Annotated in this window: 17 protein-coding genes; 1 reads left to right on the plus strand and 16 read right to left on the minus strand. The window is 43.8% G+C overall.

Translation table 11 applies throughout. The features are described from left to right. Entirely contained in the window at window positions 1-996 is a 996-nt protein-coding gene (holA, locus tag EYS05_RS03070; protein WP_118625892.1) for a DNA polymerase III subunit delta, read from the minus strand. A 171-nt stretch (window positions 997-1,167) separates the two neighbouring features. Between holA and EYS05_RS03075 the strand changes: the two genes are divergently transcribed. After that, window positions 1,168-1,575: a DUF6465 family protein gene (locus EYS05_RS03075; protein ID WP_015527442.1), complete on the plus strand. Its 408-nt coding sequence runs from the start codon at window positions 1,168-1,170 to the stop codon at window positions 1,573-1,575. Window positions 1,576-1,701: 126 nt separating this feature from the next. Here the strand turns inward: EYS05_RS03075 and glpK are convergent, their stop codons facing one another. The 15 genes from glpK to EYS05_RS03155 all read right to left on the minus strand — a co-directional run bounded on the left by glpK (window position 1,702) and on the right by EYS05_RS03155 (window position 17,237). Next, a complete protein-coding gene (glpK, locus tag EYS05_RS03080) occupies window positions 1,702-3,201 on the minus strand; it encodes a glycerol kinase GlpK (protein ID WP_138276586.1) in 1,500 nt (499 codons plus the stop codon). A 51-nt stretch (window positions 3,202-3,252) separates the two neighbouring features. After that, the gene (locus EYS05_RS03085; protein ID WP_138276587.1) at window positions 3,253-3,828 is read right to left on the minus strand and encodes a glycerol-3-phosphate responsive antiterminator; all 576 of its coding nucleotides are present in this window, start codon (window positions 3,826-3,828) and stop codon (window positions 3,253-3,255) included. A 213-nt stretch (window positions 3,829-4,041) separates the two neighbouring features. Next, entirely contained in the window at window positions 4,042-5,160 is a 1,119-nt protein-coding gene (locus EYS05_RS03090) for an Ldh family oxidoreductase (RefSeq protein WP_015527445.1), read from the minus strand. A 140-nt stretch (window positions 5,161-5,300) separates the two neighbouring features. Beyond that, window positions 5,301-6,032, minus strand: a complete 732-nt coding sequence (locus EYS05_RS03095) for a glycerophosphodiester phosphodiesterase (RefSeq protein WP_021976755.1) — start codon at window positions 6,030-6,032, stop codon at window positions 5,301-5,303. A 300-nt stretch (window positions 6,033-6,332) separates the two neighbouring features. Beyond that, window positions 6,333-6,704 (minus strand): DUF1667 domain-containing protein, encoded by a 372-nt coding sequence (locus EYS05_RS03100; RefSeq protein WP_138276588.1) that lies wholly within the window; start codon window positions 6,702-6,704, stop codon window positions 6,333-6,335. Between the two features lie 5 nt (window positions 6,705-6,709). Further along, window positions 6,710-7,996 carry an NAD(P)/FAD-dependent oxidoreductase gene (locus EYS05_RS03105; RefSeq protein ID WP_138277670.1) on the minus strand — a complete coding sequence of 429 codons (1,287 nt, stop codon included), beginning with the start codon at window positions 7,994-7,996 and terminating at the stop codon, window positions 6,710-6,712. Window positions 7,997-8,003: 7 nt separating this feature from the next. Continuing rightward, window positions 8,004-9,461 (minus strand): NAD(P)/FAD-dependent oxidoreductase, encoded by a 1,458-nt coding sequence (locus tag EYS05_RS03110; protein ID WP_138276589.1) that lies wholly within the window; start codon window positions 9,459-9,461, stop codon window positions 8,004-8,006. Between the two features lie 457 nt (window positions 9,462-9,918). Further along, the gene (locus EYS05_RS03115; protein ID WP_158293300.1) at window positions 9,919-10,635 is read right to left on the minus strand and encodes an MgtC/SapB family protein; all 717 of its coding nucleotides are present in this window, start codon (window positions 10,633-10,635) and stop codon (window positions 9,919-9,921) included. A gap of 288 nt (window positions 10,636-10,923) precedes the next feature. Continuing rightward, window positions 10,924-12,204, minus strand: a complete 1,281-nt coding sequence (locus EYS05_RS03120) for an ABC transporter substrate-binding protein (protein WP_243119200.1) — start codon at window positions 12,202-12,204, stop codon at window positions 10,924-10,926. Between the two features lie 219 nt (window positions 12,205-12,423). Further along, a complete protein-coding gene (locus EYS05_RS03125; protein ID WP_025489609.1) occupies window positions 12,424-13,614 on the minus strand; it encodes a site-specific integrase in 1,191 nt (396 codons plus the stop codon). Between the two features lie 77 nt (window positions 13,615-13,691). Further along, window positions 13,692-13,895: an excisionase gene (locus EYS05_RS03130; RefSeq protein WP_002347229.1), complete on the minus strand. Its 204-nt coding sequence runs from the start codon at window positions 13,893-13,895 to the stop codon at window positions 13,692-13,694. Window positions 13,896-14,209: 314 nt separating this feature from the next. Next, window positions 14,210-14,443: a helix-turn-helix domain-containing protein gene (locus tag EYS05_RS03140; RefSeq protein ID WP_003431885.1), complete on the minus strand. Its 234-nt coding sequence runs from the start codon at window positions 14,441-14,443 to the stop codon at window positions 14,210-14,212. Continuing rightward, entirely contained in the window at window positions 14,428-14,868 is a 441-nt protein-coding gene (locus EYS05_RS03145; protein ID WP_003431889.1) for an RNA polymerase sigma factor, read from the minus strand. Before EYS05_RS03145 ends, EYS05_RS03140 begins: the two co-directional genes overlap by 16 nt. Window positions 14,869-15,142: 274 nt before the next feature. Beyond that, complete coding sequence (locus EYS05_RS03150) at window positions 15,143-15,778, minus strand: ABC transporter ATP-binding protein (protein WP_003431891.1); 636 nt, start codon at window positions 15,776-15,778, stop codon at window positions 15,143-15,145. 13 nt (window positions 15,779-15,791) lie between these two features. After that, entirely contained in the window at window positions 15,792-17,237 is a 1,446-nt protein-coding gene (locus EYS05_RS03155; protein ID WP_138276591.1) for an ABC transporter permease, read from the minus strand.

Below are 17,237 nucleotides of genomic sequence, written 5' to 3' on the forward strand. Positions count from 1 at the left end.
TCAGGCTCTCACTGCTCTCGCCGAGCTGTACTTCACGATCAGAAGCTCCACGCTGAGCACATCTCCAAGTGTACCTGTCTTTACCGCCTCTTCCGCATCCACAAAATCCCGCACGGCATTCTCCAGCTCTTCCACAGTGTAGGATCTGGCACAGGACGCCAGATTCCGCACAACAAAAGAGGGTACTCCCAGTTTGGAAGCGATCTCAGTCTGAGAAAGACCTTCCTGCGACATTTTCTTAGTCAGGCAGATCTGGCGAAACTGTTTCGCCAGAAGAAACAATATCCTCATTGGCGGTTCCCGAAGAGTCAGAAGGTCATAGTACAGATCCAGGGCCCGCTTCTGATTCTTCTCCGTCACCGCACGCACCATATCAAAGATCTTATTGGTTGTCTGTGTAGTACAGACAGCCCGGATATCTGCAGCAGTCACAACATCTCTTCCAACTGTATAGGAGATCAGCTTTTCCAGCTCCATCCTTATATTTCCCATATCTGTTCCCGTCATGGTCAGCAAAAGCTCCACATCTCTCTGGGTGATCCTGCGGCCATTTTTTCCAAGGATTCCTGCTGCCCACCGCATAAGAGTCTTTTCATCCTGCTGTTTAAATTCCCCGATGCTGCCGCAGGCTTTTACCGCCTTGTACATACGGCTTCTTTTATCTACTTCAGACTCGCAGAACACCAGATACAGATAATCAGGCAGAGCTTTCATATAATCTGCCAGTTCCTCACATTTATTCTTAAAGAATCCCGTATCCTCAAGAAGGACTACTCTTCGCTCTGCAAAAAAGGGCATGGTATCACAAAGACTCAAAAGCTCCCGGACATCGATTCCCTTCCCCTCATATCTGTTGAAATTCATGGTATCATCGTCCGGGTTCAGAGCTTTCACCAGATTTCTTTTATATTGCTGTTTCAGATAGGCTTCCTCACCATAAAGGAGATATGCCTGCTTAAATTTTCCTGTTTTAATATCTTCCTGAATATTCTTCAATCTCTGTACCCCTGTCTGATTTTCTCTGTAATCCAGTTTATACGACAACCGCCGGAAATGCAACACCCAAGCAAAAATTTGACTTTCCACCGGATTCATGATACTGTAAACAGGTACATATTCCGACAGATCAGTTCTGTCAGCGAGATATGTGGAAGGGAGTGTTCCATTATGGAAAAAAGAAGAAACAGCAGAACAAGCAACCTGAAGAGCGCAACCACCAAAGCCAAAGCTACCGTGAAATCAACTGTAGAAAAGATTGAAAAAACACCTGCAGCTGAAAAAACCGTTAAAGCAGTCAAAAAAGCAACAGAGACTGTAGCAGCCAAGGCACCAGAAGTAGTAGAAGAAGTTAAGAACACTGTAAAAAATCATAAGATCAGCGGCATCACACTTGAAATTTTTGAGACATCCATCACAGTTGCCGACCTTGAGGCAGCTGTTAAGAAAGATGCAGAAGCAAAAGGCCTGAAAGGCAAAGAGCTCCACATTTATGTAAATGCAGAAGAAAGAGCAGCTTACTACACTGCTGACGGAGAAGGTTCCGACGATTACAGAATCGATCTGACCACTCTGTAAACTCCGGCGGATCTGTTCCGCGATCGCTTACTATGACGGTCTGTCTGTGACATTCCGAAAGCGCAAAAAAGCCATGCACAGGACATTTTCATCCGGTCCCGCTGCATGACTTTTCTTTTTTACCTTTTACTGGATCTTTTTGATCCAGTCTCTGGAGCAGCCTACTGCAGCTCTCCAGCCTTTTACCATGGCATTTCGCTTCTCATCATCGATCTCCGTGCGGAAAATACGTTCCACATCACGGCTTTCCAGTACTGCCTCCTTGCTTTTCCAGAAGCCCACAGCAAGACCTGCCAGATATGCGGCACCAAGAGCAGTTGTTTCAATACATTCCGGACGTTCTACAGCCACATTACTGATATTGGCCTGAATCTGCAGAAGAAGATTGTTTGCACTTGCTCCGCCGTCTACACGAAGAACTGCAAGGTCACTTCCGGAATCTTCCTTCATAACCTCCAGCACATCATTGACCTGATATGCAAGAGATTCCAAAGTCGCACGCACAATATGATACTTATTTACACCACGGGTCAATCCCACGATCGTGCCACGGGCATACTGATCCCAGTAAGGAGCTCCAAGTCCCGTAAATGCAGGCACGACGTAGCAGCCGTTTGCATCCGGTACTTTTCCCGCAAAATACTCGGTATCCGATGCAGAATCCACCAGATGAAGCTCATCACGAAGCCACTGAATCGCAGCACCAGCCACAAATACGGATCCCTCCAGAACATAAGTGATCTTTCCGTTAAGTCCCCATCCGATGGTTGTAACCAGCCCGTTATTGGAAAATACCGGTTTATCTCCTGCATTCATCAGAAGAAAACCACCGGTTCCGTATGTATTCTTGGTTTCACCTTTCTCAAAGCAGGCCTGTCCGAACAGCGCCGCCTGCTGGTCACCGGCAGCACCGGCTACCGGGATCCTTCCACCGAAAAAGGACGGATCTGTCTCACCATAAATCTCACTGGACTCTTTTACCTGCGGAAGCATGCATTTCGGAATGTCAAGCTCCTCCAGGATCTCATCATCCCACTCCAGTGTATTAATATTGAACATCATCGTTCTGGATGCATTGGAATAATCTGTTACATGAACAGCTCCCTTGGTCAGTTTCCAGATCAGCCAGGTCTCCACGGTACCAAACAGAAGCTCTCCCCTCTCTGCTCTTTCGCGGGCACCCTCCACATTATCCAGGATCCATTTTACTTTGGTGGCAGAAAAATACGCGTCAATAACAAGTCCTGTTTTCTGACGGAATTTTTCTTCCAGTTCCTTCGCTTTCAGGCTGTCGCAGTATTCTGAAGTTCTTCTGCACTGCCATACGATGGCATGATAAACCGGCTGTCCCGTATTCTTATCCCAGACAATGGTGGTCTCTCTCTGATTGGTGATACCGATCGCCGCAATATCCTCTGCCGTTGCCTCAATCTGGTTCATAGCCTCTCTGGCAACAGAAAGCTGTGTGGACCAGATCTCACCTGCATCATGCTCTACCCATCCCGGTTTCGGAAAATGCTGGATAAACTCCTTCTGTGCCACACTGCGGATCCTTCCGTTTTCATCAAAAAGAATACAGCGATTACTGGTCGTTCCGGAATCCAGCGCCATAATATATTTTGCCATATAAAAATCCTCCAATACATTTCTTTGCTGCAGATCAATGCCTCTGCAGCCTTACAATTCCCATACCTTCTGATTTGTAGTGGAAACCGCTGCTGCCCCCGCACCCAGCGCTCCCATTACATCCTCCTTATCGGAGATCAAACCGCCTGCGATCACAGGCACTTTGCTTGTTTTACATATCTGTTTAAGAATCTTCGGCATCACCCCCGGCAGAACCTCCACCACATCCGGCAGCTGCTCATGCTGATTTTCCAGATTCTCAATGTTCTTGATTGCCATGGAATCAATAAGGAAAAAACGCAGAACTGTATACATTCCAAGCTTCTTCGCCCTGTTGATCATGGATGCTTTTGTTGAAATGATCCCATCTGCATGGATATTTTTACAAATATAATCCACAGAAACCTCTTTTGAGCTTAAACCTGTGATCAGGTCTATATGTGCCATCGCGATCTTCCCCGCCTGGTGGATCCGCTCCACAATTCCCCCAATAGAACGGATATCTCCATACAGGATAAAGATCACGGTAAGCTCCTCCCTGCCCAAACAGTTCTGAAGCCCCTGCTCATCCTTTACAGCCGCTATGATCGGGTTCGCCTCGATCGCGTCCAGAAATTCTTTGTTCATCTTCTCTCTTCCTCCGCAATGTTCACACAATATCATTTTATCTCCGCGCATTATTTGAAGATATTATTCTTATTGTATCAGTTTATTGCTTCAAAGACCAGACGCATTTGCCAAATATATTTGTTTTATTTCCGGCTGTATTACAATTCTCAGACAATCTTCTTCTCTGGTAAAAGAAGGGAAGCCCCTATGGACTTCCCTTCTGCAGATACATTATTTCTCAAACGGGAATTTGAACTGTGTAAGTCCGAATTCATCGCGAAGTCCGATAAACTCTTTCTGAACTGCCTCTGTCACCGGAACTCCCTTATCCTTACGATACATCCATACATCATATTCCTTCTCGCCTGCTGTGTAGATACGTTCCTGTCCAGGAGCCTTCTCGGAGCCTCTCAGGTCTCTCAGGATATCACCGCATGTTTTCTTGAATGCCTCTGCACCCATAAATGCCTCTGTGTCGATAGCAATAAAGAAATGTCCAAGATGATATGGACGGATCTTTCCTTCCTCATCCTTACCATCCAGAGCTTTCAGGAAGAGACCGGACTGAAGAGCAGCGGAAAGGATCTCAACAACAGTAGAGTATCCGTATCCCTTATATCCTCCGGTTGTCTCACCAAATCCACCGAGAGGAGCAAGTGCTGCCTGCTGGCTTCTGATCTTCTTAAGGATCTCTGCACTATCTGTAAGCTCCTCTCCTTCTCTGGAAATAACAAGACCCTTAGGAGTATCATGGTTAATACGTGCGTAGTATTCGATCTTGCCATTCTGGATAACAGATGTTGCACAGTCCAGTGTAAACGGGAACGGCTCATCTGTAGGCATACTAAATGTCAGTGGGTTGGTTCCAAGCATATTCTCAACACCAAATGTCGGTGCAACGGATGGTCTTGCGTTGGTACCGCTGATACCGATCATATTCTCTTTTGCTGCGAGACCTGTCCAATATCCTGCGATTCCATAATGAGAAGAGTTACGGACTGCAACCATACCCATGCCGTATTTATGTGCCTTTTCGATACACATGTCCATAGCCTTCTTGCTGGCTACCATTCCCATACCATCGTTAGCATCAAGAACTGCAGTTGTCGGTGTCTCTTTAAGAATATCGATCTTTGTTACAGGATTTAAGATTCCGGATTTGATACGGTCGATATAGATCGGTTTAAAGCGGTTGCAACCATGGCTCTCGATTCCACGTCTGTCACTTTCCAGAAGTACATCAGCGCAAAGTCTTGCATCCTCCGTCGGAACTCCCATTTTCTCAAATACTGCAGTCATAAAATCATCTGCAAGCTGCCAGGAAATAAAAGGTCTTGTTTCTTTCTCCATTGTAAAAATCCTCCATATACATTATTATAGTTTTTTATTTTGCTTATATAGATCTGCAGCAGGACCCCCTCCTGCCGGAGATTTCAAATTTAGCCTGCCTCCTGTATGTACCTTACAGAAAGCGTCTTTGCATTACAGTTTCAATCCTCGTCTGCCACTGCTCTTCCTCTGTCCGGATAATTGGTGATGATGGAGTTTACTCCCCATTTCTTCATCCTTCTCATATCCTCTTCCTCGTTTACAGTCCAGACATTCACTCCGATCCCGTTCTGGGAACAGCTGCGTACATGCTCTTCCTTCAGGTATTCCAGATTCGGATGATAATACTGCACATCACAGGTTCTTGCATAAACCCCTGCATTATCCACGTATTTCTCTACCAGAAAGCCTCCTGCAATAGTCTCATCACTCTGTCTGCACAATACAATGGATGCGTTATTGAAAGAGGAAAGGATGATCCGATCCTCCAGACCATATTCGCAGATCATATCAATGACCTTCTCTTCCATACCACCATAATAATAAACACTGTTCTTCAGCTCGATGTTTGTAATCAGATCTTCCTCCTCTGCCATCCACTCCAAATACTCTCTCAGAGTCGGAATCTGAAGCCTGCCGAATTTTCCGGCAAACTTATCCGGATAACTGCAATCCAGTTTACACAGCTCAGCATATGTAAGATCATAGATATATCCGTTTCCATCTGTGGTACGGTCAACCTTCTCATCGTGCATGATCACCGGAACCAGATCCTTGGTCAGCTGCACATCAAGCTCGATTCCCTCGCAGCCAGCCTCCACAGCTTTCTGAAACGCCAGCATTGTATTCTCCGGATATTCTCCGCTGAAACCACGATGTCCAAATACTTTCATTCTAATCATCCTCCATTCAATGCATTACATCATTGTGAGCATTTTTGCCAATTTATATTTCTGATTATATCATAGTATTTATTTATTTTCAACATTTTTCATCTATTTTTATGTATATTTTTTGTTGTTTTTAATCAATTATCTTTTTTTAAGCGCTGATATTTTTTGTGCATTTTGTATATTTCATTTCATAGCAAACAAAGCGATAAAAAAGCCTTTTCAGGTTTATTTTATTCGCTTTGTCTGCCGGAGGGCTGACATATTATAAGCATACAGTTTGCCATATATATCCTCTGCTGATCACTGTATGATCTGCTTCACATTTCCTGTAGCCACGATATCCACGCCTGTTCCTGCTGCATTCTCCAGGATCACGTCCCCGATCTGAACCGGTGCTTCCACACATACATCCCGCAGCGTTTCCACACAGTCAAAAATCTTTCCTTTCGGAATATCCTGTGCTGTCTTTACTGACACCACCGGCATGCTTCCATTCTTCACACGCACGGTCGTTGTCACGATCCTGGTCGGATCTGTCACTTCCTTCACTGCATATTCCGCGCCTTTTTTACAGGTATTTCCTGTGACGGAAATGATCTCTTTTCCATTCATTTCCACCAGAAGGGCGCATCCCATAGGACATCCGATACAAGTAAGATTCCTTTTTTCCATTTTCATCACTCCTCCACCTGGATCACAAGTTCATGTTTATCCTGTTTCTGTTTTCCTTCCAGAATGGAAAGAAGCTGCTCTTTTTTCAATTTGATCTGTTCCATCTCTCCGGGTGCTGCCACCTGTTTTTTTCTGGAAAAGATCCGTTCTCCATCCAGATATGCACGGATGTAACAATTTTTATACACATTTCCCACACGGAAGCGGACCAGCTGCTCCTCCGCCATATGACCGATACGGATCTCAGACGGCACTGTATAGCGGACTCCGTTTTTGGGCGAAAGCGTGATCTTTATCTCTTCCGGTATTTTGTCCTCTCCATTGTTGTTTATATAGAGAGCCGCATTTCTTCCTGCATTGCCGGCTTCCTCCGAAACAAAATCCACCAGGTCATGAACATGAAGAACATTTCCGCAGGCAAAAACGCCTTCTACATTTGTCTCCAGACTTTCATTTACCACCGGTCCGGAGGTCACATTGCTCAGCTTCACACCTGCCTGTCCGGAAAGCTCATTCTCCGGGATCAGACCAACAGAAAGAAGAAGCGTATCGCATTCAAAAAATTCCTCTGTACCGGGAATCGGGCGTCTGTTTTCGTCTACCTCTGCAAGAGTGATTCCTTCCACACGCTCTTTTCCTTTTATGTCAACCACTGTATGGCTAAGCTTCAACGGGATCCCAAAGTCGTCCAGGCACTGCACGATATTTCGCTTCAGGCCTCCGGAATATGGCATCAGTTCTGCCACTGCCTTAACCTCTACGCCTTCCAGCGTCATACGTCTGGCCATGATCAATCCGATATCACCGGATCCCAGGATCACTACTTTTTTTCCCGGCATAAATCCTTCCATGTTTACAAGGCGCTGTGCTGTTCCTGCTGAATAAATGCCTGCCGGTCGATATCCCGGAATGTTCAGCGCACCTCGCGGTCTCTCCCTGCAGCCCATGGCAAGGATCACAGCTTTTGCCCGGATCTGATACATTCCCTCCTGGCGGCTCATGGCAGTGATCACCTTATCCTGGCTGATATCCATGACCATGGTGTTCAGCCGGTACTCGATCTGCTGCTCTTTTACCATCCGGATAAAGCGTGCCGCATATTCCGGTCCTGTCAGCTCCTCCTGAAATGTATGAAGGCCAAATCCATTATGGATACACTGATTCAAAATCCCGCCCAGTTCCTTATCACGTTCCAGGATCAGGATACTCTCTGCTCCCTCTTTCTTTGCAGCCAGGGCTGCTGCCAGTCCTGCAGGGCCTCCGCCTATGATCACGATATCTCTCTTCACCATAATCTTATCATTCATGGTTCTCGCCCTCCTCTGCAATTTTCTTGTTGATTCCTTCGATCAGTCTGGAATCTCCGCCTGTTTTTGTGATCTCCTCCATGGAAATGCCAAGCTCCCGGCTGAGGATCTCCATTGTTCTGGGAGAGCAAAAGCCTGACTGACATCTTCCCATTCCTGCTCTTGTACGACGTTTTACTCCATCCAGAGATTTCGCTCCGAGAGGTCTTCGGATCGCATCCAGAATCTCTCCCTCAGAGATCATCTCACATCTGCAGATGATATTTCCATATTCCGGTGATCTTTTGATCAGCTCATTTCTTTCTTCCAGAGAAAGCTCTGACGGATCCAGGATCCCTTTTCTCACCGGATTAAAATCCGGATTTACTTCCGGATGTAATTTTTCTTTTACGATGTCAGCAATCATACAGCCAATGGCCGGTGAGCTGGTAAGTCCCGGTGATGCGATTCCTGCACAATCGATAAATCCGGGTGCATCCTCCACCTCTTTGATCACAAAATCCATACCATCCTCGACAGCACGGAGTCCCGCAAAGCTTGTGATCACCTTCCGCAGTGGAATATCCTTTACTGTTTTACCGGATTTGACGCTTACTGTCTCCATCCCCTCCGAGGTAGTTGCTGTTTCCTCCCGATCCTCCAGATCCGTAGCTGTAGGTCCGATCAAAAGGTTTCCATGAACAGTCTGTGTTACCAGAACTCCTTTTCCGCTCTTGTTTGGAAGTGCAAAGATCGTATGATTCACATGTGTTCCTGCACTTTTATCAAGGAGCATATACTCACCCTTACGAGGAGTGATATGCAGTTTTTTCTCACTTACCATATTATGAAAAACATCCGCATAGACACCGGCAGCATTAACGATACAGCCTGTCTCAAAATCACCTTTTGAGGTTTCCACAACAAAACCTTTTTCCTTTTTTCGGATGTTCTTTACTTCTGTGTCAAATTTAAATTCCACACCATTGTTATATGCATTCTCTGCCATTGCAATGTTCAGTTCAAAGGGACAGACAATTCCGGCTGTCGGTGCATACAGTGCTGCCAGCACCTGGTCAGACAGATTCGGCTCCATGGCAAGTGCCTCTTCTCTGTCAAGGACCCTCAGTCCCTCTACTCCGTTTTTCAGTCCTCTTTCACGCAGCTTATGCAGCATGGCGATTCCATTCTCAGTTGTACAGACAGTCAGTGAACCAGTCTGTTTAAAAGGAAAATCCAGTTCCTTCGAAAGCTGTCCCATCATATTGCTGCCCTTCACATTCAGTTCCGCCATAAGGCTTCCCGGTTCTGCATCATAACCGGAATGAGCGATTCCGCTGTTTGCCTTGGAAGTTCCACAGCATACATCCTCTTCTCGCTCCAGAACGCAGATTTTCAGCCGATATCTTGAAAGCTCTCTCGCCGCTGCCGCTCCGGAAACTCCTGCTCCGATAATGATCACATCATACATAGATCTGTTTCTCCTTTCCTGTTTGCGGATCTTCTGAACTGTCCCCGGCTTTCTCTGCGCCGGAAACAGCAGAATATCCGTTGCAACACAAGCATTGCCGTCCGCAGGTAAATATTCTGCGAGGAGTACTGCTTACGAACAGCAATCTTTCAAGCGAATATGCCATTATTTTTATGCCGTAACCCTTGTAACCCTTGTAATCCTTTTGAAACATTAACATTTGTACATAAAAATAGCCGGCATAAAAACACATTTATCCATGTGTCTTCATGCCGGTCTCTGTTCTCAATGGCATTCTCTGTATTCAGCAAGCTGAATCAGATTCCTTCTTCACTTTGTACTCATTATATCAGGCTATTCTTCGTATTTCAAGTGCATTTTTCGTAAAATATATCGTTTTTTCTTTAACGTACTTTTAACTTCATCAAAAAAATGATAAGTTTCATTGTATTCCCGATCATATTTCCTCCACAGAAATAACTCCTTCCTGCTGTCTTACCTCACGAAATACAGTATGGCGTGCTTTCCATTTGGCAGCCTCCATTGTTGCCTGGATCACCACACTCTGTGTTTTGGATCTCTTTTTGATGATAACTACGTTGGAGATCAGGATGTCCTCTTCCCGAAGCTTCTTTATGACCATACTCATCTTGTCTTCATTTTCAAACTCCATATATACGTCATAGGTATTGGAATGCTCTTCCACATAAACCTCTATATATTTCGCATATTTGAACACCAGAATAAGTCCCAGCGTGGTAAAGATCGCACCGCTGTAAAAGCCGATCCCCACAGCCAGTCCGATACATGCGGATGTCCAGAGACTGGCCGCCGTCGTGAGACCTGAAACATGTCTCTGCCCGGTCACGATAATCGTTCCTACGCCAAGAAAACCAATCCCGCTGACAACCTGCGCGCCAAGTCGTGCAGTATCTCCGATCCCTGCCCCGTTAGAATATACATGGATAAAATCGCCCGTCATCATAACTAGGGTTGCCCCCATACAGACGATCATATGTGTTTTTACACCTGCCACACGCTTCTTCATTCCACGGTCAATACCGATCAGACATCCAAGAAACATCGCAAGGATCAGCCGAAACAGCGTCGATCCCATATTTAAAGTGTGCAAATAATCCGATATTGCATTATATGCTCCGAGAATTCCGCCCATAAATTTGCCCCTTTCCTGTTGTATCATTATTTTCCGCCGGTGATAACGCCAATAGCGTATCCTTCCATTTTGCCCTGCACAAACGCCGTAGACCACACTCCCGCCATTCGAAAGCTGTCTAGTCAGCCGGACTCTCTCTGTCCGTCTCACTACGCAGTTTTTCATATGATCCTATGCCCCGGATATACATTATCTGTAGTCTCACAGCATGTAAAACAGCAGGGATACCGGCGCCTGGCGGCGGTATCCCTATCTGTTACTCTATCTACTGATCAGAGGGCATTCTGATTATTTAATAGACTCGTTATAGTTCTCGATTGCTTTGTTTACAGAAGCTGCAAGCTGATCAACAGCGTCCTGAGTTGTGAGCTTGCCATCATATACCTGCGGCATGATCTCGTTGAATGTAAGACGGGCCTCTGTCTGTACACCGGAAAGAACACCTGCTGTATTGCAGTTTACAGGAGAATCCTTCAGCTGGTTGATAGCTGTCATAAAGTTCGGATTCTCTTCAAGATAAGCTTTCATATCGTCTGTCTCATAAGCTTTCTCGTTGATTGCGAAGTATCCTGTGCCCATGGACCATTTAGCCTGTACATCAGGAGTTGTGATGTACTCGATGAATTTCCATGCTGCATCTTCGTTAGCTTCGTTACCTGTATCTGTAAGCCACAGGGATCCACCACCGATGATAACACCGCCTTCATCATTCTGCTCGATTCTCGGAAGATATCCTGTACCAACTTCGAACGGTGAAGAATCAACTGCGTTTTTCAGGATAGCAGTAGACTCGATGAACATACCAACCTGTCCGGAGAAGAACGCTGTCTGAGTATCTGCTGTTGTTGTTCCGTAATCTTCGAAGTATCCGGAATCATACAGCTTTTTCCACATGTCAAATACTTTCAGTCCGCCGCCGTTGGAATCAAAATCAACAGCTGTAACTGCCTCTGTACGTCCATTGTCATTGTTTCCGTATGTTACGCCAAGTCCTGCAAGCTGCTGCTCAAAGAACCATCCGTAAATAGCCTGTGAATAACCAACCGGAGCTGCTCCGCTCTCTACGATCTTCTTGGCATCCTCAAGAACCTCATCATAAGTTGTCGGAGGAGTTTCAGGATCAAGTCCTGCTGCCTCAAATACGTCTTTGTTGTAATACAGCATAGGTGTGGATACGTTAAATGGCATTGCATACTGCTTGCCTTCTACGGTATAGTAGCTGCTGATAACATCCATAACGGAACTCTTATCATAGCCTGTGCTCTCAAATTTGTCTTCTACAGGAATGACAGCACCACTGTCATACATGAACTTTGTTCCTACGTCATACATCTGGCAAACATCCGGAAGACCGGAATCACTCTGCATAGCAGCTTTCAGTTTTGTGATGGTATCATCATAGGTTCCCTGATACTCAGCCTTAATCTCGATCTCATCCTGGGATGCGTTGAAATCATCCACGATCTGCTGAAGCACCTCACCGTTTGTGCCGCCCATTGCATGCCAGAAAGTAATTGTTGTTTTCTCTGCTGCGCTTACTGAACACGGAGCTGCCAGAGATGCTGCCATGATTCCTCCTAAAAGAATCGCCATCCATTTTTTGTTTTTCAATGAAAAACTTACTAAATTTCTGATTATCTTTTCATAAGTTGGTAAATGCCGATATATCCCGTATTTTAGGGCTTTATCGGTATTTTCTTTTCGGAAGATACCTTGCATAAGCTGGCATTTACCAGCATGAAAATGCAACCAAAAGTAGTAAATGAGTAGTAAATATAAGCTCCGATATTAACAAGCCAGCCTTTCCAGTTCTGCTTTTGCAGATTGAAATGTGCCGTGTGCATAATAGCCAAGTGTCATGGTTATGTTAGCGTGTCCCATGAGATATTGCAGAGTGTTTGGGTTCATTCCTCTGTTTGCCATATTCGTACAATAAGTATGTCTGAATGAATGTGGCGTGATGTTCGGTAACTTGTCCGTGTGATACTTGTTATACTTCTTAATCAGTCCTCGCACCATGCCCTCATAGTTTCCTGCAACTTTAGGCAAGCCCTCACGATTTAGGAATAGGAAATTGCTGTAACCACCTACAATCAGCGGTTGTGCCTTTCCTCTGTTCTTTAGTATTCTTTGGATTGCTTGATAAGCCCGTTCTGTCAATGGAAGTTCCCGTTTTCCGTTTTTGGTCTTTGGTGTTTCAATATAGTAGCCCATTTCGCTATCTTTCAATAACTGGTGGTCTATATTGAGTATTCTGTTCTGCATATCAATATGCGTCGTCAGTCCGCAAAATTCAGAAATACGAAGTCCCGTTTCCAGCAGAAGCACAACCTCATCATAATACTTACTGTAAATCTTGTCCTTTTCCATAAAGGCAAGCAGGTGTTCTTCCTGCTCTGGTGTAAGGATAACTTTCTGTTCGGTATCATCTTCCAGAACATCACTTAACTTAAATTCAAATGGGTTCTTTCTGATACAGTCGTCTTGTATTGCCATGTAAAATGACGCTTTCAAGGAACGTTTATAGTTATCAATCGTTTTATAGGCATATCCTTTTTCGCTCATTCTGATAGCCCATTCTTTAGCGTCCGACTGCTTAACCGTATCAATCGCCCTCATACCTAATGGGTCATTTTTCAAAGCGTTCATAAGATACTGTCGTCCTTTTTCAGTAGCCCTTTTGATGTTCTTTCTTTGACTGTTCTTCTTGTCGTAGAGCTGGCAGACTGTCATTTTACCGCCGACTGTGTCGATACCGTCGTTAAGGTCTTTTTTTATCTGTGCTTCTTTTTCCCTCAACGATATATCATCACGCTTTCCAGCAGGTGTCTTGTCTGTCGGTACAAGTTTCCAAGAATAGATAAATTGTGGCTTTCCGTATATATCGGTATATTTATAAACGTATCTTCCGTCTTTTCGCTGGCTCTCTCCATTACGCAAATTGCGATTTTTACTGTCTTTTCGTTTCACATTAGACATAGTGTAAAGCTCCTTTCCGTCATGGAATGAGCCGTGATACGCTACTAATATTATACCATATCTACGGCTCAATGACATTAGATTTCGTCCAATGTATCTATGATTTTTTCAAATTGTTTTCGCTTAATCTGAATACGATTACCGTTCACGATAACCCAGCCAGCGTCAAGATTTTCTTCGGCTAATTTACGCAATTTCTTTTCGCCAATACGGAAGTATTTAGACGCTTCTTCAATCGTCAGCGTATATTTTTCCCAGATAGGCACATCAGTATTGTTCATAATCTATGCACCCCCTTTACTGTGTGTCATTTTTTTACAAGCAGACAAACGGCTTTGGAAAGCTCCGTTAGTATCTCAACTATTCCCATTCTTGTGGGCAGAACCGCACCATGCGGACGTATCATTATTCTGTGAGGATAGGTCGTGGCAAAACGACTATTCCAACAGTCGCTCTCGGATCACTGCGTGGGTCGCTCGCTTTCTTTTGGAAAGGTCATGGCGTACAGTCCCCGTGGCTTGCTATCTCACAAACGTATCTGTCTGCTTTATTCAGTTGTCAAAGACCAGACGGGCATAATCAATCCCAATATGAATTAGAAGCGTTTAATATCAAAGTTTAAGATTTTACGAATAATCGCTTCTTTGATAAAACCTTTCATTTCCAAATCTACCGCAAGACGTAAGTTGTTGTTATCGTCGTAAAACGGACGCATACAGCACTGATTGATATATGGGTCATAAAATTCCAAGATTTTTGAAATTGCTGTTTCGTCGCCGTCGCAGGCTTTGGAAATAACCGTGAAAGTCGGTGTCAGCTCTTTTGGCATTTTTCTTTTTCCTCCTCAATCAGTTGCTTTAACTTGTCTAGTGCTTGTATTCTGCACTTCGTTACATTCGCTCTGGAACAGTCAAGCATTTTCCCAATGTAAGTGTCCGTGTCGCCAATGAAAAAATACTGTAAAACGATATTACGCTTTCGTTCTTCAATAGCTTTCAATGCACGAGCCAGTTGTTCATCTTCGATTGATACTTTTTCTCCACAGACTTCAAATACCGCAACATAATCCGTAGAATATGTATCTTCTGTACCTATGGAATTTAAGAGGTCGTCCATAATTTCGGCGAATGGCATTTCTTTTTTCTCTGAACGACGTATCGCTCGATAGAAGTCAATCGCTCTATGACGTATAACTGTTTTAATAGCACAATCGAATTGATGACAGGTTTTTTCTTGTAGTTCTGACGGTTTCATTTTCCTCACCTCCTTTCGCTAGTCGAAAAGAGGTGTCTGCCCCTTTTCATATATACCGCGTTGAAAGTGGGGGACAGCGTAACCAAAATCGAAAAAACTTTAAAAAATTTTTTTCTGGCATGAAAAAAGCCCGCACAAAACATATAGTCTGTACGAGCTTTTAAAACTGTGCTATATTCAGTTGTTATAAAAATGCCGTTAGGTTCAAACTGATTGCGTCGAGGTATATCTAAAATATTCCATAATGACAACTCCTTTACGGCACTATTCTAATTTAATCAGACAGAAAAGAAATTGCACCGTTTTTAATTTCTAAGATTTCGTCGGCTTCTTCTGCCAAATGCTTACTGTGTGTAACCACAACAACACATTTTCCTAATTCATGTGCAGTCTTTTTCAGCAAAGCAATGATTTCATCAGCGGTAGTTTCGTCAAGATTTCCCGTCGGTTCGTCTGCCAAAAGTACATGAGCGTCGCTGGCTAATGCTCTTGCAATCGCTACACGCTGTTGCTGTCCGCCAGATAGTTGCAATACATTTCTCTGCCAGTATTCTTTTCCAATGCCGACTTCTTCCAATAATTTTTCAGCATTTCCACTACCACCTAATTTGACATTTTCAACCGTTGTCAAATAATCAATCAGATTATAATTTTGAAATACCAATGAGATATTATGCTTTCTGTGGTAATTCAGCCCTTTTTTTGTAATGTCCTCGCCATTGCAAAGGACAGTCCCTTTTACCGCTGTGTCTAAGCCTGCTAACAACGATAAGAGTGTTGTTTTTCCTGCACCACTCGGACCGACAATGGTATAGAAGATACCCTCCTCGAAAGTAGCAGATACATTATTCAAAATGGTTTTATCTTTTTTTGTTTTGTAAGCATAGCTTACATTCTTTACTTCTAACATTTTCGTCGTCCTCCTAACTCATTTCCGATAAAATATCTTTCGGGTTTCTCTTTAGTATTACAATTCCAGATACCAGAACAGAAGCCGTTATCAACACAAGAACACTTACACCGTCCAACAGATACATTTCTGGCGTAACCTCTACGCTGATACTCTGCACGTCCTGCTTTGGTGCAACGTATTCTGTGGATACTTTTCCCTCATTATTCTTTTCTTCCTCTTGCATTTGCTGAACCTGCTGTGATACCAGATAATTTGCAGTTACTTTAGAAACAGCAGGAGCGACAGCAAAGGACAACATAAGGGAGAGAACAGCAATCATAATCGCTTCGCTCCAAATTTGTCCGATAATTCTAAATTTCGGAACACCGAGAGATAAGAAAATACCAACTTCCTGCACCCGATTTTTCAGCCAGAACAGAAATACTAAAACAAGGATAACAAAACTTGCAACAGAGATTACCAATATCATCATTTCGCTCACTTTTGCTAAATCATTGAAGTTTGAGGACATGGTTTCGGAATTTCCGTTATTGTCAATCAAATCATATTGCTCCCAATTGATGTCTACTTTTTGCAGATTTTCTTTTACTTCGTCGTAAGCTTCCACATCTTCCACTTTGAAATAGGCTCTTTCATATAATGGACTTGTTTCACCCTCTGCCTTTTCTGGAAATCTCAAATCTGTAAATATTACATTTTCCGAACGGTAAGTATCTCCCTGCATAAGTGGGGACATCTTTTGATCCACTTGATAAATTCCAACAATCTCAGCTTCTGATACCTTTGAATTTTCAGTATCGTGGTAATCATTAAAAGAAATCTTATCGCCGATTTTCAGATTATTTTGCTTTGCCAGTTCCTCTGAAATGACACACATATCTTTATCCTCTGGGGTTATCATTCGTCCCTCTTTGATATGCAGGTTTCCAGATAAAACATTTCTGTCTAGTTTCATATCTTTGTTTCCAATTAAACTTACACCGCCAACATCTGCATTCTGGTCTACATCTTTATCTTCAATCCTTTTGAAATTTACAGGGTTTACGGGAGTTGTTACTGTTGTAATATTGTAATCAGCAATTCCTTTTGCTTTTGCCAATTTCTCAATGTCTTTTATATCTAAGCTTTCAAATTCATTTGTTGTCCAGCCTGTCCAAGTCTCCACACCATTGATAATCTCTTTTTCCTGATGGTAGCCACCAAAACTACCTTCCTTATCATTACCAATCTTTTCTGAGTATTCACGAACTCGCTTTGTTCGGTACTCTGCATTTCTTTCTAAAAGAAAGCCTGCACCTATGGCTTGTCTGGTTTTGTCCTGCACCTCAATACTGGCATTTTTGCTCGCCACACCTGCAAGAAGCAAGGTACTGATTGCAAAAACAATCAACAATAAGAGAATACTTTTTACGGGCTTTCTGAACACAGAACGCCTTGCCAATCCAAAAAAATTCAT

Source organism: Blautia sp. SC05B48, from assembly GCF_005848555.1.
Taxonomy (GTDB): Bacteria; Bacillota; Clostridia; order Lachnospirales; family Lachnospiraceae; genus Blautia_A.